Raw genomic sequence first — 21188 nt, 5'->3', positions numbered from 1 at the left:
GGCAGGTCAGCCATCGCGCTCCTTCCCGTACGTGAGCGCGAGGCTGATCGCGGGCCGGTGGGCGGCGACCTGGTCCGGGGTCCACTCGGCGGGTCCGAGTTCCTGCGTGACGATGCGGTAGATGAGGGCTCGTATCAGCATCTGGCCCCATTCGGGCAGGTGTGACCAGCGGGCGGCGAGCGCTGGCGTGGCGTCGTACCAGCACAGGGCGTCGGCGACCGCGACCGCCGCCGCCCACGACGGCGGCCGCCAGTAGACGGGCCAGTCGATGATCGCCGGGGGCAGGCCGTCGGCGAACAACACGTTGCCCGGCAGGTCCCCGTGGACGGCCTGGGAGGGGAGATTCACCGGGCGGCGGGCCCGTACGAGGGGCTCCAGCAGGCCCGTGGAGTCCGCCGGGACCGCGAGCTCCTCCCACGCGACCCGATCGCCTGCGGACCAGGGGTCGTCGCGCCGGTCCAGGAAGCCGGGCCTGGGCAGGTGCGCGATCGCCGCGTGGAAGGCGACGCCCGCCCGCAGCACGTCGTCCTGCCTGCTCACGTCCGGCTCACCCGCGACGAGCCGGGACGCCTCCCAGCCTCGCGTCGCCCAGCTCCCGTCCGCCTTCACGGGACGGGCCAGCCGGAAATGGGGTGATTCCGGCAGGGTGGCCAGCACTTCGGCACGCCAGAGGGTCTCGGGGAGGAAGTCGACCGGCTTGAGCACCAGCGCCCCGGCCCGCCACGCCCCTCCGAGCCACACCGGCTCCCCCAGCCCACCGAACGCGGCGACGACACCGGGAGGGGGCGCCCCCTCCTGGTCGGCAGGGCCGATGCCATGCGCCGGACCGTCCTGGTCGGACGCGGCAGGGCCAGCGTGGCCTGCCGGACCGCCCTGGTCGGACGCGGCGGAGTCGGTGTGGTGTGCCGGGTCGGGTGTGGCGGTCATGGGGCGGTGGCGAGCCAGGCGTCCACCCCGGCCCTGAGCTGCTCCTTGACGGCCTCGGGGGCGAACGAGGCGTCGATCGAGGCGCGGGCCAGGCCGGCCAGGACCGTGTCGTCGTAGCCGAAGACGTCGCGCAGCCGGGCGTACTCGTCCGCCAGCGTCGTCTCCCCATCGGTGTTGATCGTGACCACAAGGCCCGCCGCCAGCAGCCGTGGCAGCGGGTGCTCGGGCAACGACGGCACGAGGCCGAGCAGCACGTTGGAGGTGGGGCAGACCTCCAGCGGGATCCCGCGCTCGCGCACCTCCGCCACCAGCGCGTCGTCGTCGAGCACCCGGATGCCGTGCCCGAGCCGCTCGCTGTGCCCCAGGTCGAGCGCCTCACGGATGCTGGCCGCCCCGGCCGACTCGCCCGCGTGGTGCACCAGGTGCAGCCCCGCGTCCCCGGCCGCGTCGAACACCGCGTCGAACACCTCGGCGAACGGCGCCAGCGGATGGCTCTCGTCCCCCGCCAGGCCGATCCCGATCACCTGCTCGTAACGGGTGGCCAGCTTGTACGTCTGCCACAACCGCTCCAAAGGCCGCCGCCTGGAGTGGTCGAGCAGCACCCGGCACTCGATCCCGTAGCGTGACCGCCCCTCGGCCAGCCCGTCGAGCACCGCCTCCAGCGGCATCTCCGGCTCCCCCACACGCTCCCCGTGGGAGGCGGCGGTGAAGGTCACCTCGGCGTAGCGGGTGCCCTGGGCGGCCTCATCGGCGCAGAACTCCAGCGCGATCCGGCGGAAATGGCCGGCCGTGCGGAGCAGGTCACGCACCTTGGCCCGCTGGTCGGCGAACTCCCTGAAGGTGGTGAACCCCGATTCGGGCTCGGGCCGGCCCCCCAGATCGCGCACCGTCCCCGGGCGTACGGTGCTCTCCAGGTGGACGTGCAGATGGGCCTTCGGCAGTAGCCGTACGTCTCTCACGTGCCGCAATACTATGGTTCGCCCGAATCGCCCGCACCCGAATTATCCCCCGCGGGCCGACTGGCGTACGGTCGGTTCGTACGGCGAAAGGAGCCGACCATGACCGCAGTCCTGGTCCACGGCGTTCCCGAGACCGCGGCGGTCTGGGACCCCCTGCGTGCGATCCTGCGCCGCCAGGACGTACGCGCCCTCCAGCTCCCCGGCTTCGGCTGCCCCCGCCCCGACGGCTTCACCTCCACCAAGGAGGAGTACGTGGAGTGGCTGGCCGCCGAACTGGAGACCGTGGAGGACGAGATCGACCTGGTCGGCCACGACTGGGGCGGCGGCCTGGTGGTGCGCCTGGTCAGCACCCGGCCCGGCCTCGTACGCTCCTGGGTCAGCGACGCCGCCGGGATCGCCCACCCCGACTTTCGCTGGCACGACCTGGCGAGGTTGTGGCAGACACCGGGCGCCGGGGAGCAGTTCTTCGAGCAGTTGCGTTCCGCACCGGTGGAGGAGCAGGCCAAGGCATTCGAGGGCTACGGGGTGCCGCACGAGCACGCCGTAACGATGGCGGCCGCCGCCGACCCGGTGATGGCGGAGAGCATCCTGGCGCTCTACCGCTCCGCCGTGCACGTGGCCGAGGAGTGGTCACCGGCGTTCACCGGCATCTCCGTGCCCGGGCTGCTGCTGACGCCGTCGGACGATCCGTTCCTGGCTGCCGACGTGGCGCGGGCGAGCGCGGCCAGGTCGGGCGCGACACTGGCCACTCTGCCGGGGCTCGGCCACTGGTGGATGCTCCAGGATCCGGCGGCGGGGGCGGCGAAGCTGGAGGAGTTCTGGAGCGGCGTCGCCAAGTAGGCCCGAACCAGGCTCAAAGCTTGGCTACGCGAGCTTGGTGATGCGGATCTTCGACTGCTTGTGCGGCGACCGTTCCCAGTCCTCCATGAACACCGCGCGCAGCTTGTGCTTCTCGGCGAGCGCGATGAGGGTCTCGGTGCGGTAGTAGAAGTCCTCGCGCAGCACCTGGTGTTCCCTGCCCTCGGTCCGGTCGAAGGTGAAGTCGAACCAGCCGCCCGGCTTCATCACCCGGCCCACGTGGGCGAAGCACTCCTCGATGACCTCCAGCGGGGAGTGCGAGAAGACGCTGTGCGCGTGCACGACGTCGAAGTGCTCGTCAGGAAGGAATGCGAAGCGCAGGTCGCGTACGGCGGTGAGGTAGGGCATCTTGTCGCCCAGCCCGTGCTTGACGATCGTGTCCTGGGCGGCCATGAGGATGTCGGGCGAGATGTCCACGCCGTAGTAGTTGCCGGTGTACAGGTAGCCGATGAACAGACGGCCTGCCCGCAGGTTGCCGCAGCCGATCTCCAGCATCCGGCATTCCGGCTTCAGCCCGTGCTCGACCAGGTAGTCGAACTGCAGGCGGCCCAGCGCCAGCCACCGCCTGTGGGTGTGCGAGCCGACGGCGCCCTCGGGGTCGCGCGCGGTGTCGGACCGCATGACCGCGCGGTAGTAGGCGACGTGATCCCGTGTACGCAGCCTGAACCACGTGTCCCGGGCCAGCCGCCGCAGATGGGGGCGGATCTTCCGCGGATTCTTGATCGCGTACGTCACTTGGTGGGCGAGGCTCGAACGGGAGCGTTTCACGCCTTGGAATCTAGGTCACCGTAACCGGCGTCCACCGGGCCGTTGGCGAAAGTCTTGGGTTCCCGTTGGCGTAGCTTTCCCGTGTGTGCCTCGTGCCGGGCGGCGCTTGGGTCAGGCCAGGTAGTCGCGCAGTGCCAGGGAGCGGGAGGGGTGGCGGAGCTTGGACATCGTCTTGGCCTCGATCTGGCGGATGCGCTCGCGGGTGACGCCGTAGACGCGGCCGATCTCGTCGAGCGTCATCGGCTTGCCGTCCGTGAGGCCGTAGCGCATGCTGATCACTCCCGCCTCGCGCTCGGAGAGCTGGTCGAGCAGGGAGTGCAGTTGCTGCTGGAGCAGCGTGAAGGAGACCGCGTCGGCCGGGGAGATGGCCTCGGTGTCCTCGATCAGGTCGCCGAACTCGCTGTCGCCCTCCTCCCCCAGCGGCGTGTGCAGGGAGATCGGCTCGCGGCCGTAGCCCTGGATCTCGATGACGCGGTCCACCTCGAGCTCGCTCTCCTTGGCGATCTCCTCGGGAGTGGGCTCGCGGCCGAGGTCGATCTGCAGGCGGCGATGGGTCCGCGCCACCTTGTTGATCAGCTCCACCATGTGCACCGGGATGCGGATCGTCCGCGCCTGGTCGGCCATGGCCCTCGTGATGGCCTGCTTGATCCACCAGGTGGCGTACGTGGAGAACTTGTAGCCGAGCCGGTAGTCGAACTTCTCGATCGTCCGGATCAGGCCCAGGTTGCCCTCCTGGATCAGGTCCAGGAAGAGCATGCCGCGCCCGGTGTAGCGCTTGGCGATGGAGACCACCAGCCGCAGGTTGGCCTCCAGCATGCGGCGCTTGGCACGTGCGCCGTCGGCGACGATCCACTCCAGATCGGCGCGCAGCTCGTCGGGCAGGCCCGGCTCGGTGTCCAGGCGCTCGGCGGCGAACAGCCCGGCCTCGATGCGCTTGGCCAGCTCGATCTCCTGCTCGGCGGTGAGCAGCGGCACGCGGCCGATCTCTTTGAGGTAGGTCTTGACCGAGTCGGCGGCGACGACATTGCCGCCGTCGGCGACATTGTCGTCCAGTTCGAGAACCTCTGCTGCTTGGGACAAAACTCTTCTCCTCGCTGGCTTTGGGTGGTGGACGGCGGCCTAAACTTAGGTCGCGCCCAACTTTAGGCTCCCCCGAATGAGGGGTCAACCTAAAATAAGGTCGAACCTAAAAATTTGTGGAAGACTGCGGCTATGAGCATCGACACCCTGGGCTTGAGGGAACAGAAGAAGCGAGAGACCAGGCAGACCATCTCTGACCACGCTACCCAACTGTTCCTGCAACGTGGCTTCGACCGGACGACGATTGCCGACATCGCCGCCGCTGCCCGGGTGGCCAAGATGACCGTCACCAACTATTTTCCCCGCAAGGAGGACCTCGCGCTGGACCACCACGCGGAGTTCGTGGCGGGCCTGGCGCAGACGGTCGCCCACCGTCCGGCCGGGGAGTCGGCGCTGGGTGCCGTGCGGCGGGCCTACCTGATGGCGTTGGAGCGGCGCGATCCGGTCATCGGTTTCACGGGGCGGGAGTTCGCCCGGATGGTCGCCGACAGCCCGACCCTGGTCGCCCGGCTGCGCGATCTCCACGACCAGCGTGAAGAGGCCCTGGCCAGGCAACTCGCGGCCGAGGTCCCCGGGGACCCGGTCATGGCCCGCGCCGTCGCCGCCCAGCTCGCCGCGGCGGACCGGCTCCTCTTCCGCGATCTCCAGGCCCGCATGATGGCCCCCGAAGACACCGGCGACACCGCCGGCGCGACGGGTGAGCACGGACACGGCGCCGCCGCCGACCACGGCCGCGCCACCACCGACGACCTCGCCGCCGCGCAGGCCGACCTCGCGCGCAGGGTCTTCGGCCTGCTGGAGCCCGCCATCGGCGGCTACGCCGGCAACTGAGCACGCCATGAGAAGAGCGGTCAGCCGGCCAGGCTCTCCACGTATGCCGCGGCCTCCCCCAGCAGTCCTCGCCACGTCTCCTCCTCCGGTTCGGGCAACCCCACCCACTCCCGCATCCGCCGGCCGCCCATCTGCATCACCTCGGCCGTGCCGTCAGCCACCAGGCTGGCCGCCCGCGCCGCCGGCAGTTTGAGCACGACGCGGTCCCTCGACGTCGAGAAGAAGGCGTAGACCTTCCCTCCGACCCGCAGGCCCTCCGAGTGGAACATGCGCCCCAAGCTCACCCCGGGCCGGGCGAGTTGCTCCATCACGAGATCGTCATAGAGCTCCTGGGCGGCGACCATCGATCTCTCCTCCTCCACAACCGGCGACGACCCTCAAGGTCCCACATGCCACCGACAGTTTCGACGAAGGATACGTCCCCCTGTGTCCTGATATTTCCGGTCAAGAGCCAACATGAACGTGCGCACGATCGGCGGCGCCTACTGCGGCAGGCCCGCTTCCGCGTTGCGCAGCTCGTCCAGGGCCTCGCGCAGGTACCCGGCCAGTTCCCAGGCGTCCGGCACCATCTCCCTGTCGGTGACGACCCCGATGTCGAGGGAGCCGTCGTAGGAGAAGGCCGTGATGTTCACACCCCCGCTCACCTCCGTGATCACCGACACGGGGTAGTGGGTGAGCAGCCGCGCGCCGCACACGTACAGGGGGAGCTGCGGCCCAGGCACGTTCGAGACGATCACGTTGATCGGCGGCGCCGCCTGCCCGACCAGCCCGAACGCCGAGCGCGAGGCCAGCCCCATGAGCGCGGCCGGCATCGACTCGCTGAACTCGCGCAACCACCGCGCGGGCGCCAGCGAGAACCGGTCCTTGATGCGGTGCATGGCGTGCCGGACGTGCTGGAGCCTGGCGACGGGATCGGCCACGTGGACGGCCAGCGGCGCCGTCATGATCGCCACCTGGTTGCCCGGCCCCTCCACTCCTGCGGCCCGCAGCGAGAACGGCACGCCGGCGACCAGCGGCTGACGCGGCACACCCCCGTGCGCGGCCAGCCAGGTCCGCAGCGCGCCCGCGCACACGGCCATGACCACGTCGTTGACCGTCACCCCGAACGCCTTGCGCACCTGCTTGATCTCCTCCAGCGGCAGCGACACGAACGCGAAGCGCCTGTGCGCGGACAGCGGGCCGCTGAACGGCGTCTTGGGCGCGGGCAACGTCGGCAGGTCCGGCGCCCGGCCGCTGCCGGCCAGGCGACGGGCGAGCCCGGAGACGAACCCGGTGCCCGGGATCCACGACACGACGGGGATCTCGTCCAGGTGCGGGATGGCGCGGGCGGCGAACCGTACGGCGTGGGCGGGGTTGCCCGCCAGCCTGGCCAGGCCGCGCGCGAGCATCCAGGCGGGCCCCGGCGGTGACGAGTCGCGCTCGGGTTCGGCGTGGAGCGGTGGCGGGGGCTCGGGCGTGATGTCGAGCAGCGCGGCCAGGACGTCGGCGCCGCCGATGCCGTCCACGGCGGCGTGGTGGATCTTCGTGTAGAGGCCCATGCGGCCACCGGCCAGGCCGTGGATCAGGTAGATCTCCCACAGGGGGCGGCCGCGGTCGAGGCGGCGGGCATGCAGGCGCGAGACCTGGTCGGCGAGCTGCCGGTCGTCGCCTGGCGGCGGCAGCCCGATCTCACGCACGTGGTAGTCGAGGTCGAGATCGTCCTCCTGCCTCCAGTACGGGTGATCCAGGCCCAGCGGCACGGTCGCCAGCCTGCGCCGCAGCGCGGGCACGTACGGGAGGCGCTGTTCGAGCAGGGCCTGCAGGTCGGCGCGGTTCAGGTCGCCGTCGAGCACGGCCAGTCCCGCGATGTTGGCGATGTTCGTGGCGGTCTCGAAATGGAGGAACTGCGCGTCCAGGGCGGTCAGCTGCGGCATGGTCACACCTCCGCCCCGAACGCAATCATGCCGCGCCGGTCACTTCAATAGACAGTGCCGTGGCGTCCGGCTCGGCGAAGGCCAGCAGCCGCAGCCCCTCCTCCTCCAGCGGGTCGAGCGCGACCGGGCCGAACGGGCTGAGGAGCAGCTTCGCCCTCTTGCCCGAGCGCTTGATCTGCCAGGTCCCCGCGGCGAACCCGTCCACCAGGTACACGGCCCTGACCCGCAGATTCTTGGTGGCCACCAAGCCCTTGTGCTCGTCGGCCAGCACCCGGGTCCTGTCGGCGTGGCCGAGAACCAGCGTGTCGAAGTCGGGCAGGAACCGGACGGGCGCTGGCACGTCCCCGCCCGGCCTGGGCGCGCCCGGCAGGTCGAACAGCTCCTTGCCCCCGGCGCCGGTCAGCCTGTCCAGGTCCATGCCCGCCATGACCTTGCGCAGCCCGCCGAGCCCCGACCAGGTCTGCACGTCGGCGGGGGTGGCGGGGCCGAACGCGGCCAGGTAGCGCTCGATCAGCGCTTCCACGCCCGCGGATGCCAAGGTGATGCCGGGCAGGCCGAACGCCGGCTCGCGGGGGAAGCTCCACCGGTCTCCCGTCGGCTCCATGACCAGCGGGGTGAGCATGCGCACCGCGTACCCGAGCGCCCTGTCGTAGGCGCCGGGAAACTCCTCCAGCAACCTCGGCCGCAACTCGTTGAACGTCATGGGCCCCGCCGCCAGCAGCCGGTCCGCGGCGGCCACCACCGCGCCGAAGTCGACCCCGTCGAAGCGGCGCGCGGCGGCGGCCAGCACGGGCTCCACCACCGGACGGAACGCCGCGAAGTCGGCCGCGGTCACCAGGTGCAGCGTGGCTCGCCACATGGTGGCGCGCACCAGCGTGCGCGCGTGCAGCGCCGTGTGCAGGTCGTCGCGCTCGAACCCCTCCAGCCGCGTCCAGATCCCCAGGTACGGGGGCCGCGCCTCCTGCGCCTGCAACCCGGTCAGCCGGTGCACGATGTCGGCCGCGTCGCCCTGGTGGCGGGAGAGAAGATGCTGGCGGGCCAGCGTGGCACGGTTGAGGTCGCGGAGGTTGAGCATTTACCTATCATGCCTTTCCCCATCAAAGAGGTACGCGCCACGTACCCCGCCCTGGCCGACGGCCACGCCTATCTCGACGGCGCCGCGGGCACCCAGGTCCCCCGGCCCGTCATCGACGCCATCGCCACCGCCTACCGGACGGGGATCGGCAACGTCGGCGGCGCCTTCCCCGCCAGCCACCGCTCCGACGCCATCGTGGCCGCCTGCCGCGCCGCCGTGGCCGACCTGGTCGGCGGGAACCCCGCGGGCGTGCTCCTCGGCCCCAACATGACCACCCTCACCTACCGCCTGGCCAGCGCCATCGCGGGGCCCGGTGACGAGGTGGTGCTGTCCAGGCTCGACCACGACGCCAACGTGCGCCCCTGGACCCAGACCGGCGCCACCGTCCGCTGGGCCGAGGTGGACCCGGTCACCGGGGAGCTGCCGGTCGAGCAGTACGCCGGCCTGATCAACGAACGCACCAGGCTCGTCGCGGTGACGGCAGCCAGCAACATCCTCGGCACCCGCCCCGACGTGCCCGCCATCGCCGAGCTGGCGCATCAGGCGGGCGCCCTGGTGTACGTGGACGGCGTGCACGCCACCCCCCACGGCCCCGTGGACATGCGCGCGCTGGGCGCCGACTTCTACGCCACGAGCGCGTACAAGTGGTCGGGCCCGCACATCGGCGCGGTCGTCGCGGACCCCGCGCTGCTGGAGACGATCAGGCCCGACAAGCTGGCCTCCTCGCTGGACACGGTGCCGGAGCGGTTCGAGACGGGCACGGCGGCCTTCGCCGACCTCGACGGGGTGACCGCCGCCGTGGACCACCTGGCCGCCATGGTGCCGGGCACGGGCAACCGCCGCGAACGCCTCCTGACCTCGATGGCCGCCGCGGAGGAGCACGAGCTGGCGCTGTTCGCGGTGCTGATCGCGGGGCTGGAGACGATGCCGCACGTCACGGTGTACGGCAAGCCGGCCAGGCGCACCGCCACCGCCTACTTCAACGTCACCGGGCACGCCCCGCGCCAGGTGGCCGAGCACCTGGCCAAACTGGGCGTGAACGTGTGGAACGGGCACAACTACGCCTGGGAGCTGACCGGCGCGCTCGGCATCCGCGACACGGGCGGCGCCGTGCGCGCGGGCCTGGTCCACTACAACGACCGCTCCGACGTGGACCGGCTGCTGGAGGGGGTGGCCCGCCTCGAAGGTCACTCGTAGGCGCGGGCCCGCAAAGCCAGCGTGACGACGGTGGCGTCGGCCGAGGTCATGACGTCGCGGCCGGTGGCGGAGGCGAACTGGTGCAGCCGGTTGAGCACCGTGTTGCGGTGGCAGTAGAGCTGCCTGGCCGTCTCCGCGACCGAGCCGGTGCGCAGGTAGCGCTCCACGGTCTCCAGCACGCGGGCGACGTCGCGGGCCGGCAGCTCCCCCAGCCCGCCGAGCGCGTCGCGCACGAGGTCGGTCCTGAACTCGCCGAGCATGCCCGCCGCGATCTCCGGCCACAGGTCGCGGGTGGCGAGGGGCCCGGAGGCATCGGGCGGCAGCGCGTACAGGGTCAGCTCGGCCAGCCGCACGGCCCTGGGCAGCTCGGCGAGGCCTTCGACGGCCGGGCTCACGGCGCACCGGACGCCGCGGAACCAGCCCTCGGCCGCGGCGGCGCCGGCCCGCGTGGGGAGTTGCAGCACGACGATCGACCCGGCGGGCCAGTCCTGCGTGTGCACGCGGACGCCGAGGACGGCGAGCTGCTCGCGTACGGGGCGGAGGGCCGTGAGAGGGCCCGGCGGGACGGCGACGACGGCGAACCACGCGCCCTCCTCGAAGCCGAGCACGGTGGCGGCCTGCCGCCGGATGTCGGGATGGCGCCCGTCGCTCTCCAGCAGCCGGGCGAACCACCGCGCCCGCTCGTCCTGCCTGGCCTGGGCCATCTCCAGCACCCGCTGCTGGTAGGCGGCCAGGATTCCCATGGAGTGGTGCTCCACCGCCTCCCACACGCGCGGCGCCTCGGCCACCAGGCTCGGCAGGTCGCCGGGGTCCGCGCGCAGGCGCAGCTCGTCCCAGACGACCCTGGCGTCGAGGCGGACGGCCTGCAGCAGCGTGTCCAGCGGCACGCCCGCCTCGGCCCTGGCCGCGCCGATCTCGGCCGAGGCGCCCGCGACGTGCTCCGGCACCGGCAGCCGGCCGATGAGCCGCAGGATCAGTTCGAGGCTGCGATGGGCGTCGGCCAGCAGCGTCTCCTCGGGCACGACCGTCCCGGCGTAGGGGGCGCCGAGCTCGCGGACGAAGCGGCCGGCGAGCGGGGCGACGTCGCGCACGAGCTCACGCGAGAGCTCTTCGACCGTCATCCGCGGACCTCCTCGCTTGTGCAAATGCACAGTCTAGTGGCGGTACCCGGGTGTCGTTTGGCAATTGAAGCGCAGGTCAGGGGCGCGACAGGGTGGCACCATGCAATCCTCGGCTCACCCCCAGCGGCCGGCTACCCACCCCCGCACCGTCGCGCTGGGCGCCTTCGCGGGCACAGCGCTGGAATGGTACGACTACTACGTCTACGGCACGGCGGCGGCTCTGGTCTTCAACGGCCAGTTCTTCCCCGAGCTGAGCCCGCTCGCGGGCACGATGGCCTCCTTCGCCACGTTCGGCGTCGGCTTCGTCGCCCGGCCCGTGGGCGCGGCCCTCTTCGGCCACCTCGGCGACCGGTACGGCAGGCGCCGCATCCTCATGGTCACCGTCGTCCTCATCGGCGTCGTCACGGGCTGCATCGGCCTGCTGCCGACGTACGCGCAGATCGGGGTGGCGGCGCCGATCCTGCTGGCCACGCTCCGCCTGCTGCAGGGCATCTCCGTCGGCGGCGAGTGGAGCGGCGCGGCAACGCTGGCGGTCGAGCACGCGCCGAAGGAGAAGCGCGGCATCTACGGCGTCATGCCGCAGATGGGCTCCCCGGTCGGCTCGCTGACGGCTACGGCGGTGTTCGCGCTGGTCAGCGTGCTGCCGGATGCGCAGTTCGACTCCTGGGGGTGGCGGATCCCGTTCCTGCTGGGGTTCCCGCTGCTGCTGCTCGCGCTCTGGGTGCGCAGCAGGGTGGACGAGTCGCCGGTGTTCCAGGAGATGCTGACCCAGCAGCGCGCCGCCAAGCGGCCGCTGGTCGAGCTGATCCGCACCAGCAGGTGGCGGCTGGTGGTCGGCATCGCGGTGTCGTTCGTGGGGATCGGCGGTTACTACCTGTGCGGTACGTTCCTGGTCAACTACGGTTCTGACACCGTGGGCGTGGACCGTACCGTGCTGCTCAACGCGGCCACCCTCGGCTCCTTCATCAACCTGTGCCTCTACCCGCTGTTCGGCCGGATCGCCGACCGCGTCGGGGCCGGGCCCGTGGCGATCTGGGGGGCGGCGGCCTCGGCCGTGGCGGCGTTCCCGATCTTCTGGCTGGTCGGGCTGGGCACCCCCTTCGGGGTCGCGGCCGGGCTGGTGGCCGGCGTGGTGCTGGTGTCGGTGAGCTACGCCGCCTGCGGGCAGTTGCTCAGTGAGATGTTCACCCGCGAGGTGCGCTACTCAGGGGTGGGACTGTCGTACAACGTGTCCGGGGCCATCAGCGGGTTCGTGCCGCTGGCCGCGACCGCCCTGCTGGCCGCGACCGGGGAGAGCCTGTGGCCGGTGGCGGTGATGTTGCTGGTGTTCTCGCTGATCACGTTCTTCGCCGCCGTGGCGGCCCAGCGGCTCAGGATCGCGGAACTGTGACGTACGGAAAGGACTGTTCATGAGCACGATCGCCGACGACGGCGCGCAGCCCGAGCACTACTACCACAAGCTGGTCGGCCCCGAGCCGGAGCCCGCCTTCCAGGACCCGGCCGAGCTGGAGCGTTACTGGGGCCGCCGCTGGGGCGCCGCGGACGAGATCAGCCCGCTGCGCACGGTGCTGGTACGCCCTCCGAGCAGCGGGCTCGCCGACATCACCGCCGAGGCGTGGGATCCCCGGGCCGGCGCGCTGGTCGATCCGGAGCGGCGGTGGTACTGGCGCGGCGACAAGGCGCCGAACATGCAGCTCGTGACGGAGCAGCACGCGGCGCTGCTGTCCGCGCTGCGTGCCGAGGACGTCGAGGTCGTCGAGGCGCCGGAGCTGCCCGGCCACACCAAGTCGGTCTTCACCCGCGACCCGATGCTGACCGTGCCCGGCGGGGCCGTCATCACCCGGCTGGCCCCGCGGATGCGGCGCGGTGAGGAGGCGTCGGTGACCAGGACGGTCGCCGGGCTCGGCATGCCGATCCTCGGCACGATCATCGGCGCGGGGCTCGCGGAGGGCGGCACGTTCGTCAAGCTCCGGCGTGACCTGGCGGTGTTCGGGTTGTCGATCCGGTGCAACCCCGAGGGGGCGCGGCAGCTCGCCGGGTTCCTCGAACCGCTCGGCATCGAGCTGGTGACGGTGCCGCTGCCGGGGTACACGATTCACGTGGACGGGCAGTTCCACATGGTGGATGAGGATCTGGCGCTGGCCAACACCCACCGCCTGCCGCATGAGTTCCTCACCCGGCTGGACAGCCTGGGGATCAAGGTCGTCTCGCCGCACCCGGACGAGCAGTACGCCTGCAACTCGCTCACGATCCGGCCGCGGCGGCTGCTGTTCCCCGCGCACTGTGTGCGCACCGCCGACCGGCTGGCCGCCGAGGGTGTGGAGATCGTGCCGGTGCCGTACGACGAGATCCTGAAGAACGGCGGCGGCATCCACTGCTCGACCATGGAACTCGTCCGCGACTGGTAGGTATCGATGCATCTGACTCCGGCGGAGCACGACCGCCTGACCGTCTTCACCGTGGCGGAGCTGGCCCGGCGCCGCCGCGACCGGGGCGCCCTGCTGTCGGCGCCCGAGGTCGTGGCGCTGGTCGCCGACGCGGTGTTCGAGGCCGCCTGGGACGGGCTGCCGATGGAGGCGGTGATCGCGGCCGGGCGCGGCGCGGTGCGCGCGGAGGAGGCCAGGCCCGGGGTCGCGGCGCTGGTCCGCCGGGTCGAGGTGGACGCGCTGTTCCCGGCCGGCACGGCGCTCGTGGCCGTCGACGACCCCCTGGGCAGGCGGCCGGATCCGGCCGACCCGGGGGCCGTCATCCCGGCGGCGGCCGGGCAGGCCGCCCTGGTGCCGGGACGCGACCGGGTGGAGATCGAGGTGACCAACACCGCGGACGTGGACGTGCACGTCTCCTCGCACTACCCGTTCTGGCAGGCCAACGCGGCTCTGTCGTTCGAGCGGGAGGCGGCCCGCGGACGGCGGCTGGACGTGCCGGCGGGCAGCAGCCTGTGCTTCCCGCCGGGGGTGACGGTCACCGTGCGGCTGGTCATGCTGGGCGGCGCGGCCACCGCGCCCCGGCTCACGCTGGGAGACGAGAAATGAGCTTCGGCAGAGCACGGGGGCGAGGAATGGGCTTCGGGAGAGCGCGGGGGCGAAGGATGGGCTTCGGCAGAGCGACTGGGGGCGAAGGATGAGCTTCGACAGGGCCACCTACGCGGCCGTGTACGGCCCGACCACCGGCGACCGGGTGCGCCTGGCCGACACCGGGCTCGTGGTCGAGGTCGAACGCGACGACACCGAGGCCGGCGACGAGCTGCTCGGCGGCTGCGGCAAGACCGTGCGCGAAGGGCTGCTGCTCACCAGTGGCGCCCGTTCCTCCGAGCTCGACGTGGTCGTCACCAACGCGCTCGTCCTCGACCCGCTGCTCGGCGTGGTCAAGACCAACATCGGGATCAAGGACGGCCGGATCACCGGGCTCGGCCGGGCCGGGTCGCCCGACGCGGTCGACGACGTCGATCTCGTGGTCGGCCCGCACACGGCGATGATCCCCGCGGAAGGGCTGATCGTCACCCCCGGCGTGGTCGACTCGCACGTCCACCTGTCCAGCCCCGCGCTGCTCGACGTGGCGCTCTCGGCCGGTGTGACCACCGTGGTCGGCATGGGCATCGGCGGCGTGTGGGACATCGGCGTCAACCCCAAGCGCAACCTCGACCTGATGATCGAGGCCTGGCGGGAGGTGCCGGTGAACGTGGCCTTCCTCGCCCGCGGCTCCTCGGTGCGGCCGGCGCCGCTGGAGGCCGCGGTGCTCGGCGGGGCGGGCGGGTTCAAGGTGCACGAGGACTTCGGCGCGCAGCCCGCGGTCGTGGACACCTGCCTGGCGGTGGCCGATGCCGCCGACCTGCCGGTGGCGCTGCACACCGACTCGCTCAACGAGTCGGGCCTGCTGGCCGACACCATCGAGGCGACGCGGGGGCGCACGGTGCACGCCTACCACGTCGAGGGCGGCGGCGGCCATCCCGACCTGCTGGAGATCCTGGCGCACGCGCACATCCTGGCCTCCTCGACCACGCCCACGCTGCCGTACACGGTCAACACCGTGGCGGAGCTGTTCCCGATGACGATGACCGTGCACCGGCAGAACGCGCTGCTGCCCGGCGACGCGGAGGTGACCAGGAGCCGCGTGCGGGCGAGCGCGATCGCGGCGGAGAACGCGCTGCACGACGCCGGCGCGGTCAGCATCGTCAACTCCGACTCGATGGGCATGGGCCGGGTCGGCGAGACCGCCCGCCGCACGTGGCAGCTCGCCGCGCACGCGAAGTCGGTCTCGGCGGAGAACGGCCGGCACGACAACGAGCGGGTCCTGCGTTACCTCGCCAAGATCACCATCAATCCCGCGATCGCGCACGGCATGGCCGGCCAGATCGGCAGCCTGGCCCCCGGCAAGGTCGCCGACCTGGTGTTGTGGCACCCGGCGTGGTTCGGCGCGAAGCCCGAGCTGGTCGTGAAGTCCGGGTTCGTGGCCTGGGGCGTGAGCGCGTCGGGCGCGGCGTCCACGCGGGCCGGGCAGCCGCGCGCCTACCGGCGCTTCTTCGGCGCCATGGGCGACGCGCCGCGGCGGCTGGCCCACGTCTTCGTCGCGCGGGAGGCCCTGGAGGACGCCGCCGCGCGGCGGGCGCTGCCGGCCGGGGCGAGCTACCTGCCGATCCACGGCTCTCGGGGGCTCACCCGCGCGGACATGGTCCGCAACACCGCTGTCCCGCACGTACGGGTGCCGCGCGACGGCGGCCCCGTCCTGGTGGACGGCAGGCCGACGGGCCTGCCGCCGGCCACCGTGCTCCCGCTCACCCAGGTGCATCATCTGGCGTGACCGATGCACGGTTGAGCAACAGCCAGAGTGCGCAAGTAGGTGAACGGTAAAACCTGGGGCGAGACTTTCCCTGGGACGGGTCGTGGGGGAAGTCTGGGTATGCCGGCCTGGTTGACGTGGGTGTAAGCGAAGGAAAACCCAGTGCTGGTTCGACGACCGGCACGTGATCAACCGGGGGATGTCATGTCGATTCTGCATTATTTCGGCCTGACCCGCTTCCGCGCCATCCCGATTCCACCTGGGCCCGATGGTGGCGACAGTGGCCGCAGCTCGCGTCGGCGGCGTAGGCGCCGCTGAGGCGCGAGGAAGGACGTGCAAGCACGCGGTTCCCGTCTTCGGGGGCCGCGGCTGGCATTTGCGGGGCGAAACGCGTCTGCGAGGTGAAACGCGCGCCCGCGGGTGAAACGCGTCGGCCACCGCAGCGAAACAAGGTGGAAATCGCCTCTTCCCCGACGGCCGTTTCTTTCCTATCCTCATGCGCAAGAGACTCTGTGAACGTTCACAGAGGTCAGATGCCCCAATCTGTGCCCTAAAGGCGTGTTCATCAGGCACGTCTGCTCTCCATCAGTCCGTGAGCGTTCACAGAAAGAGGTCGGCATGATCGGGTATCGCTTACGCAGGCTCCTCCTGGCCCTCACGACGCTGGTCGCGGCCGTCTCCCTGAACTCCGCACCCGCCGCGGCCGCCACCCTGTCCATGCGCGGCGCCGACATCTCCTCCGTCCAGCGCAGCCTGGACCTGGGCGCCAAGTACTACAACGCCTCCGGCACGGCCGCCGACCCCCTCGACATCCTGGCGGCGGCGGGCGTCAACTACGTCCGGCTGCGCATCTGGAACAACCCGCCCAGCGGCTACAACAACAAGGCGAAGGTCCTGGCGTACGCCAGGACGGTCAAGGCCAAGGGCCTGCGCCTGATGATCGACTTCCACTACTCCGACACGTGGGCCGACCCCGGCAAGCAGTACAAGCCGGCGGCCTGGGCGAGCCACGGCATCGGCCAGCTCCAGACCGACGTCTACAACTACACCTACGACATCTGCAACAGCCTCAAGGCCCAGGGCACCACCCCGGACAGCGTGCAGATCGGCAACGAGATCAACGTCGGCATGCTCTGGAACGACGGCAGGGTCGTCAACAACGACTTCACCAACCTGAGCCTGCTGCTGAAGGCCGGCTACAACGCCACCAAGGCGTGCAACAGCGGCACCCAGGTGATCATCCACACGGCCAACGCCGACAACCTCGACCACGCCCGCTGGTTCTACGACGGCATCCGCGCCAAGGGCGTGCCCTGGGACATCACCGCGCTGTCGTACTACTGCATGTGGCACGGCTCCCAGTCCACCCTCTACAACGTGATCACCGACACCCGGACCCGGTACGGCAAGCCGGTGATCGTGGCCGAGACCGCCTACCCGTTCACCTCCGCCAACGCCGACAGCGAAGGCAACGCCATCGGCGGCACGGCCCCGTGCTCCGGCTACCCGGCCACCTGGGCGGGGCAGGCGACCAACTTCACCCATGTCCAGAACACCGCCCGCAACGCCGGCGCGATCGGCGTCTTCTACTGGGAGCCCACCTGGTACGCCATCGCGGGCAACGGCTGGGACCCGGCCAACATGAACGGCACCGGCAACCAGTGGGACAACATGGCCACCTTCGACTGGACCGGCCACGTCAACCCCGGCATCAAGTGGACGCCGTAGACATCCCGCGCTCGGGGAGCTCCTGTATCCTCGGTCCATGCCCACCGAATCGACAGCACCGATGGGCACTGATCTGTCCCAGTCCTACCGCGGGCTGCTGACCGAGCGCATCGCGCGTCAACTGGAGCACGGCATCCGCTCCGGGGACATCCAGGTGGGAACCAAGCTCCCCTCCGAGCGTGAGCTGGCCGCCCAGTTCGGGGCGAGCCGCAACGTCGTACGCGAGGTGCTGCGCCGCCTGGAGGCGCAGCACATGATCGACGTGGCCCCCGGCCGTGGGTCGTTCGTCCGGGAGCAGTCCTCCCAGCACGCGCGCAACTACGACGCGCTCTACCGGGCGGGCCGGCCCACGGTGCGCCAGCTCATCGAGGCGCGCATCCCGCTGGAGGTCGAGATCGTCGGGCTGGCGACGGAACGCGCCGACCAGGCCCAGCTCGCGGCCATCGGGCGGGCCAACGACGCGTTGCTCAAGGCGACCGACGTCGTCGACAAGGCCCATGCCGACCTCGACTTCCACGACGCGATCGCGCAGGCCAGCGGCAACCCGGTGCTGCGGATCATGTTGTCGTCGATCAGCGGCATGATGTTCGAGATGATGCTCCGCTCGCACTCCGATCCCACCATCGGCGAGCCGGGCGTCCCCCACCATTTCGAGATCTTCGAGGCGATCACGGCCCGCGACGTCGATCGGGCCAGGAGCTACATGCGTGAGCACCTCACGCTCGGCCTGCGCACCTACGGCAAGGACCTCGACCTGAGCGTGGACGTGATGGCGAGGCAGCACATCGAGACGCTGCTGAGCCAGTCCAAAAGCCGTAACTGACCCACCGTCCTGACTGACCTGCTCTGGTCATAGTGAAGTCGGACTGCTATGGTCCAACCGGTCCTACCAGTTGGACCGTTGTGAGAAAGCCGAGCATGAGCATGTCCATCAACAGCCATCACCTCAGCCGCCGCTCCTTCGGCAGGCTCGCGGCAGCGGCCGCGGTCTCGCTCGGCGGGGCGGCGCTCACGGGCTGCTCGACCGAGAGCGGCAAGCCCTCCCCGGACACACCACTGCGGGTCATGGGGATCAACCATGTCTGGTCCCAGGCGGTCACGAAGCTGCTCCCCGAGTTCGAGGAGCGCATCGGCCGCCGGGTGTCGATGTCGCTGCTCACCGCGGACCAGCTCGCCAACAGCTACAACGTCAAGCTCAACGCCTCGGCCACCGACATCGACGTCATGATGGTCCGGGCCCTGCAGGAGCAGCTGCTCTTCGCCCACAACGGCTGGCTGGCCGACCTCACCACCCTGGTGGAGGGCGACGCGGCCTACGGCTGGGCCGACTTCCTCAAGGCGCCGCGCGAGCGCTCCGTCACCGCGGGGAAGGTCCTCAGCGTCCCGGTGGTGACCGAGCGGCCGGTGTTGTACTACCGCAAGGACCTGACCAGCGCGCCGAAGACGCTCGACGAGCTCATGGAGACGGCGCTGCGGCTCACGAAAGGCGACGTCTTCGGCTTCGTGGGAAGGGGGCAGCGCAGCGGCGCGGTCAGCATGTGGTCGAGCTTCCTGTACTCCTACGGCGGCGACTTCACCATCGACGGGCGGTCGGGCATCGGCCGGCCGGAGGCGATCGCCGCGTACGAGTACTACGGCAGGCTGCTGGAGCGGGCCGGGCCCCCTGGCGCCACCAACATGAGCCTGGAGCAGGCCATGCCGATCTTCGCCCAGGGCAAGGCGGCCTTCTACGTGGACGCCGACGCGATCTACAGCAACTTCCTCGACCCGAAGATCTCCATCGTCCAGGACACCGTCGGCTTCGCGCCGTTCCCCGCGGGCCCCGCGGGGGCGCGGCCGTTCAACATCCCGTCGTGGAGCCTGGGCATCAGCGCGTTCTCCCGGCTGCGCGGGGAGGCGTGGGAGTTCCTCCGGTGGGCCTCCAGCCCCGAGATGGTCAAGCGGCTGCAGGCGGACGGCATCCCGGGCGCCCGGCAGTCCGCCTGGTCGGACCCGGCCACGCTCGCCTCGTTCCCCTCCGACCTGGCCGGCACGATGCAGGCGCAGGCGCGGACCGGGCTGGGGATCGACCGGCCCGACGTGCTGCAGGTCGGCCGGGCCCGCGACATCATCGGCCGGCCGCTGGTGGCCGGGATCCTCGGCGAGCCGGTGGCGCCGGTCGCCAGGGAGGCGGACGCCGAGTTCGCCGACTTCCTCGTCCGCGACAACCGCCACAGGGAGGGCTGATGGCTGTCACTCGGAGCAGGCGGACGTTCGAGCAGGCCAACCGCCGGCTGAAGTGGACGATGCTCACCCCGGCGCTGGCGTTCGTCGGCCTGATGATCGTCTTTCCGCTGCTGTTCACGCTCAACCTCAGCCTGACCGACGCCTTCGGCGCGGTGAACGCCGGCAAGGGCTACGTCTGGCTGCGGAACTTCGGCGACGCCCTCACCGACGTGCGCCGCTTCTGGCCGGCCGCCGGGCGCACGGCCCTGTTCACGGTCGGCGCCGTGCTCGCCGAGACCGTGCTGGGCCTGGCCCTGGCGATGTTGATGCGCAGGCCGTTCCTGGGCAGCCGCTGGGTCCGCACGGTGCTCATCATCCCCCTGCTGACCACGCCCGTCGCGGTCGGCATCCTCTGGCTGCTCATCCTCGACCCCACCAACGGCATCGCCAACCACCTGCTCGCCTCCGTCGGGATCGCGCCGCAGGAGTTCCTCGGCTCGGTCAGCCAGTCGCTGCCCATCCTCATGCTGATCGACGTGTGGCAGTGGACGCCGATGATGACGCTGCTGCTGCTCGCGGGGCTGTCCACGCTGCCGGAGGAGCCGGAGGAGGCCGCCCACGTGGACGGGGCGAGCATGTGGCAGCGCTTCCGGTACGTCGTGCTGCCGATGCTCGGCACGACCCTGATCACCGCCGTGGTGCTGCGCTCCATCGACGCGCTCAAGACCTTCGACATCCTGTACGCCACCAAGGGCCCGGGCGGCGGCTCCAGCTTCGAGGTGGAGACCCTCAACGTCTACGCCTACGGCCTGACCTTCGACTACCAGGAGTACGGCCTGGCCTCGGCCGTACTCGTCCTGTTCACCCTGGCCATCGTCGGCGTCGTGGTGCTGCTCCGGCGCCGTCCTGGAAGGAAGTCCGCATGAGCTCCCCCGGCTCCAGGCGACGTGTGCTGTCCTGGGTGCGCGGCGCCGCCATCACGGTCGTGTGCCTGGCCTTCGTGCTGCCGATCATCTGGATGTTCGCCGCCGCGTTCAAGACGAACGTGCAGGTCACCGACCCCAGCGTGGGCCTGCTGTTCTCCCCCACCCTGGACAACTTCCGCAACGTCCTGGCCGACGGGGACGTGCTGGCCTCGCTGCGCAACTCCCTGATCGTGGGCGTGGTGTCCACCGTGCTGTCGGCGATCATCGCCGTGCCCGCCGCCTGGGCGGTCGGGCGGTTCCGGATGCGCAGGACCGGGTCGCTCGTCCTCGTGGCGCGCATCGTCCCGGCGATCTCGCTGCTCGTGCCCTGGTACTACCTGTTCGCCCAGGCCGGGCTGGTCGGCAGCTACACCGTGCTGGTCCTCAGCCACATGTTCGTCTCGGTGCCGCTGATCCTGTGGATCATGATCGGGTTCTTCGAGGGGCTGCCGGTCGAGCTGGAGGAGGCGGCCCGCACCGACGGGCTGAGCGTCTTCGGCGCCTTCTGGCGCATCGCGCTGCCGCTGGCCGCGCCGGGCACCACGACCGCGTCCGTCCTGGCGTTCATCTTCAGCTGGAACAACTTCATGTTCGCGCTGATCTTCTCCGACGAGACCACCCAGACCGCGCCCGTGACGCTGTTCAACTTCATCTCCTACGCCAGCACCGACTGGGGCGGTCTCATGGCCGCCGCCACGCTCATGACGGTGCCGGTCGTCATCGTCGCGGTCCTCGGCCAGAAGTACCTCGTCGCCGGGCTGACCGCCGGGGCCACGAAGGGCTGA

At 71.0% G+C, this 21188-nt stretch carries 19 protein-coding genes and 1 pseudogene; 12 read left to right on the top strand and 8 right to left on the bottom strand.

All coding sequences use genetic code 11. The features are described 5' to 3' along the window. Positions 1-6 precede the first annotated feature (6 nt). Together ACFPZ3_RS26555 and add are read right to left on the bottom strand one after the other, a co-directional pair. On the bottom strand, positions 7-927 hold the full coding sequence (locus tag ACFPZ3_RS26555; RefSeq protein ID WP_379516943.1) for a TIGR02569 family protein: 921 nt from the start codon (positions 925-927) through the stop codon (positions 7-9). Beyond that, positions 924-1886, bottom strand: coding sequence for an adenosine deaminase (gene add, locus ACFPZ3_RS26550; protein WP_379516942.1), 963 nt, complete (start codon positions 1884-1886; stop codon positions 924-926). The genes ACFPZ3_RS26555 and add overlap by 4 nt, the downstream gene beginning before the upstream one ends. Positions 1887-1985: 99 nt before the next feature. Between add and ACFPZ3_RS26545 the strand changes: the two genes are divergently transcribed. Next, positions 1986-2726, top strand: coding sequence for an alpha/beta fold hydrolase (locus tag ACFPZ3_RS26545; protein WP_379516941.1), 741 nt, complete (start codon positions 1986-1988; stop codon positions 2724-2726). 24 nt (positions 2727-2750) lie between these two features. Here the strand turns inward: ACFPZ3_RS26545 and ACFPZ3_RS26540 are convergent, their stop codons facing one another. Together ACFPZ3_RS26540 and ACFPZ3_RS26535 are read right to left on the bottom strand one after the other, a co-directional pair. After that, positions 2751-3512 (bottom strand): class I SAM-dependent methyltransferase, encoded by a 762-nt coding sequence (locus ACFPZ3_RS26540; RefSeq protein ID WP_379516940.1) that lies wholly within the window; start codon positions 3510-3512, stop codon positions 2751-2753. 111 nt (positions 3513-3623) lie between these two features. Further along, positions 3624-4574, bottom strand: a pseudogene (locus ACFPZ3_RS26535) (RNA polymerase sigma factor); the annotation flags it as partial. 150 nt (positions 4575-4724) lie between these two features. On the opposite strand from ACFPZ3_RS26535, the gene ACFPZ3_RS26530 reads away from it, so the two are divergent. Further along, positions 4725-5423 (top strand): TetR/AcrR family transcriptional regulator, encoded by a 699-nt coding sequence (locus tag ACFPZ3_RS26530; protein ID WP_379516939.1) that lies wholly within the window; start codon positions 4725-4727, stop codon positions 5421-5423. A gap of 20 nt (positions 5424-5443) precedes the next feature. Here the strand turns inward: ACFPZ3_RS26530 and ACFPZ3_RS26525 are convergent, their stop codons facing one another. The 3 genes from ACFPZ3_RS26525 to ACFPZ3_RS26515 form a co-directional block, all read right to left on the bottom strand. Beyond that, the gene (locus tag ACFPZ3_RS26525) at positions 5444-5767 is read right to left on the bottom strand and encodes an MmcQ/YjbR family DNA-binding protein (RefSeq protein ID WP_379516938.1); all 324 of its coding nucleotides are present in this window, start codon (positions 5765-5767) and stop codon (positions 5444-5446) included. Between the two features lie 138 nt (positions 5768-5905). Beyond that, positions 5906-7336, bottom strand: a complete 1431-nt coding sequence (locus ACFPZ3_RS26520; RefSeq protein WP_379516937.1) for a WS/DGAT/MGAT family O-acyltransferase — start codon at positions 7334-7336, stop codon at positions 5906-5908. Between the two features lie 25 nt (positions 7337-7361). Next, positions 7362-8411: a winged helix DNA-binding domain-containing protein gene (locus ACFPZ3_RS26515; protein ID WP_379516936.1), complete on the bottom strand. Its 1050-nt coding sequence runs from the start codon at positions 8409-8411 to the stop codon at positions 7362-7364. A 9-nt stretch (positions 8412-8420) separates the two neighbouring features. On the opposite strand from ACFPZ3_RS26515, the gene ACFPZ3_RS26510 reads away from it, so the two are divergent. Beyond that, entirely contained in the window at positions 8421-9608 is a 1188-nt protein-coding gene (locus ACFPZ3_RS26510) for a cysteine desulfurase-like protein (RefSeq protein WP_379516935.1), read from the top strand. On the opposite strand, the gene ACFPZ3_RS26505 is transcribed toward ACFPZ3_RS26510, so the two are convergent. Further along, positions 9599-10729 (bottom strand): PucR family transcriptional regulator, encoded by a 1131-nt coding sequence (locus tag ACFPZ3_RS26505; protein ID WP_379516934.1) that lies wholly within the window; start codon positions 10727-10729, stop codon positions 9599-9601. The two genes, ACFPZ3_RS26510 and ACFPZ3_RS26505, sit on opposite strands and share 10 nt — an antisense overlap. Positions 10730-10829: 100 nt before the next feature. Here ACFPZ3_RS26505 and ACFPZ3_RS26500 point away from each other — a divergent pair, with 100 nt between their 5' ends. From ACFPZ3_RS26500 to ACFPZ3_RS26460, 9 genes are all read left to right on the top strand, one after another. Further along, positions 10830-12119, top strand: a complete 1290-nt coding sequence (locus tag ACFPZ3_RS26500; protein ID WP_379516933.1) for an MFS transporter — start codon at positions 10830-10832, stop codon at positions 12117-12119. Positions 12120-12138: 19 nt separating this feature from the next. Continuing rightward, positions 12139-13137, top strand: a complete 999-nt coding sequence (locus ACFPZ3_RS26495; protein ID WP_379516932.1) for a dimethylarginine dimethylaminohydrolase family protein — start codon at positions 12139-12141, stop codon at positions 13135-13137. Positions 13138-13143: 6 nt separating this feature from the next. Continuing rightward, positions 13144-13761, top strand: a complete 618-nt coding sequence (locus ACFPZ3_RS26490) for an urease subunit gamma (protein ID WP_379516931.1) — start codon at positions 13144-13146, stop codon at positions 13759-13761. A gap of 88 nt (positions 13762-13849) precedes the next feature. Continuing rightward, positions 13850-15526, top strand: a complete 1677-nt coding sequence (locus tag ACFPZ3_RS26485; protein ID WP_379516930.1) for an urease subunit alpha — start codon at positions 13850-13852, stop codon at positions 15524-15526. 597 nt (positions 15527-16123) lie between these two features. Continuing rightward, positions 16124-17233, top strand: coding sequence for a glycoside hydrolase family 53 protein (locus tag ACFPZ3_RS26480; protein WP_379516929.1), 1110 nt, complete (start codon positions 16124-16126; stop codon positions 17231-17233). A 37-nt stretch (positions 17234-17270) separates the two neighbouring features. Then, positions 17271-18056: a FadR/GntR family transcriptional regulator gene (locus ACFPZ3_RS26475; RefSeq protein ID WP_379516928.1), complete on the top strand. Its 786-nt coding sequence runs from the start codon at positions 17271-17273 to the stop codon at positions 18054-18056. Between the two features lie 95 nt (positions 18057-18151). Next, entirely contained in the window at positions 18152-19459 is a 1308-nt protein-coding gene (locus ACFPZ3_RS26470; RefSeq protein ID WP_379516927.1) for an ABC transporter substrate-binding protein, read from the top strand. After that, positions 19459-20364, top strand: coding sequence for a carbohydrate ABC transporter permease (locus tag ACFPZ3_RS26465; protein WP_379516926.1), 906 nt, complete (start codon positions 19459-19461; stop codon positions 20362-20364). Before ACFPZ3_RS26470 ends, ACFPZ3_RS26465 begins: the two co-directional genes overlap by 1 nt. Further along, entirely contained in the window at positions 20361-21188 is an 828-nt protein-coding gene (locus ACFPZ3_RS26460) for a carbohydrate ABC transporter permease (protein ID WP_379516925.1), read from the top strand. Before ACFPZ3_RS26465 ends, ACFPZ3_RS26460 begins: the two co-directional genes overlap by 4 nt.

The organism is Nonomuraea insulae, from assembly GCF_042656245.1.
The sequence above is the reverse complement of the archived record's forward strand: the minus strand, read 5'-3'. Positions and strand labels throughout refer to the sequence as shown.

What these genes read in the sequence shown, in the direction of transcription:
- ACFPZ3_RS26555 (WP_379516943.1), bottom strand. Translation starts at nt 927, where the DNA reads ATGACCGCCACACCCGACCCGGCACACCACACCGACTCCGCCGCGTCC.
- ACFPZ3_RS26545 (WP_379516941.1), top strand. Translation starts at nt 1,986, where the DNA reads ATGACCGCAGTCCTGGTCCACGGCGTTCCCGAGACCGCGGCGGTCTGG.
- ACFPZ3_RS26530 (WP_379516939.1), top strand. Translation starts at nt 4,725, where the DNA reads ATGAGCATCGACACCCTGGGCTTGAGGGAACAGAAGAAGCGAGAGACC.
- ACFPZ3_RS26525 (WP_379516938.1), bottom strand. Translation starts at nt 5,767, where the DNA reads ATGGTCGCCGCCCAGGAGCTCTATGACGATCTCGTGATGGAGCAACTC.
- ACFPZ3_RS26520 (WP_379516937.1), bottom strand. Translation starts at nt 7,336, where the DNA reads ATGCCGCAGCTGACCGCCCTGGACGCGCAGTTCCTCCATTTCGAGACC.
- ACFPZ3_RS26515 (WP_379516936.1), bottom strand. Translation starts at nt 8,411, where the DNA reads ATGCTCAACCTCCGCGACCTCAACCGTGCCACGCTGGCCCGCCAGCAT.
- ACFPZ3_RS26510 (WP_379516935.1), top strand. Translation starts at nt 8,421, where the DNA reads ATGCCTTTCCCCATCAAAGAGGTACGCGCCACGTACCCCGCCCTGGCC.
- ACFPZ3_RS26505 (WP_379516934.1), bottom strand. Translation starts at nt 10,729, where the DNA reads ATGACGGTCGAAGAGCTCTCGCGTGAGCTCGTGCGCGACGTCGCCCCG.
- ACFPZ3_RS26500 (WP_379516933.1), top strand. Translation starts at nt 10,830, where the DNA reads ATGCAATCCTCGGCTCACCCCCAGCGGCCGGCTACCCACCCCCGCACC.
- ACFPZ3_RS26495 (WP_379516932.1), top strand. Translation starts at nt 12,139, where the DNA reads ATGAGCACGATCGCCGACGACGGCGCGCAGCCCGAGCACTACTACCAC.
- ACFPZ3_RS26490 (WP_379516931.1), top strand. Translation starts at nt 13,144, where the DNA reads ATGCATCTGACTCCGGCGGAGCACGACCGCCTGACCGTCTTCACCGTG.
- ACFPZ3_RS26485 (WP_379516930.1), top strand. Translation starts at nt 13,850, where the DNA reads ATGAGCTTCGACAGGGCCACCTACGCGGCCGTGTACGGCCCGACCACC.
- ACFPZ3_RS26480 (WP_379516929.1), top strand. Translation starts at nt 16,124, where the DNA reads ATGATCGGGTATCGCTTACGCAGGCTCCTCCTGGCCCTCACGACGCTG.
- ACFPZ3_RS26475 (WP_379516928.1), top strand. Translation starts at nt 17,271, where the DNA reads ATGCCCACCGAATCGACAGCACCGATGGGCACTGATCTGTCCCAGTCC.
- ACFPZ3_RS26470 (WP_379516927.1), top strand. Translation starts at nt 18,152, where the DNA reads ATGAGCATGTCCATCAACAGCCATCACCTCAGCCGCCGCTCCTTCGGC.
- ACFPZ3_RS26465 (WP_379516926.1), top strand. Translation starts at nt 19,459, where the DNA reads ATGGCTGTCACTCGGAGCAGGCGGACGTTCGAGCAGGCCAACCGCCGG.
- ACFPZ3_RS26460 (WP_379516925.1), top strand. Translation starts at nt 20,361, where the DNA reads ATGAGCTCCCCCGGCTCCAGGCGACGTGTGCTGTCCTGGGTGCGCGGC.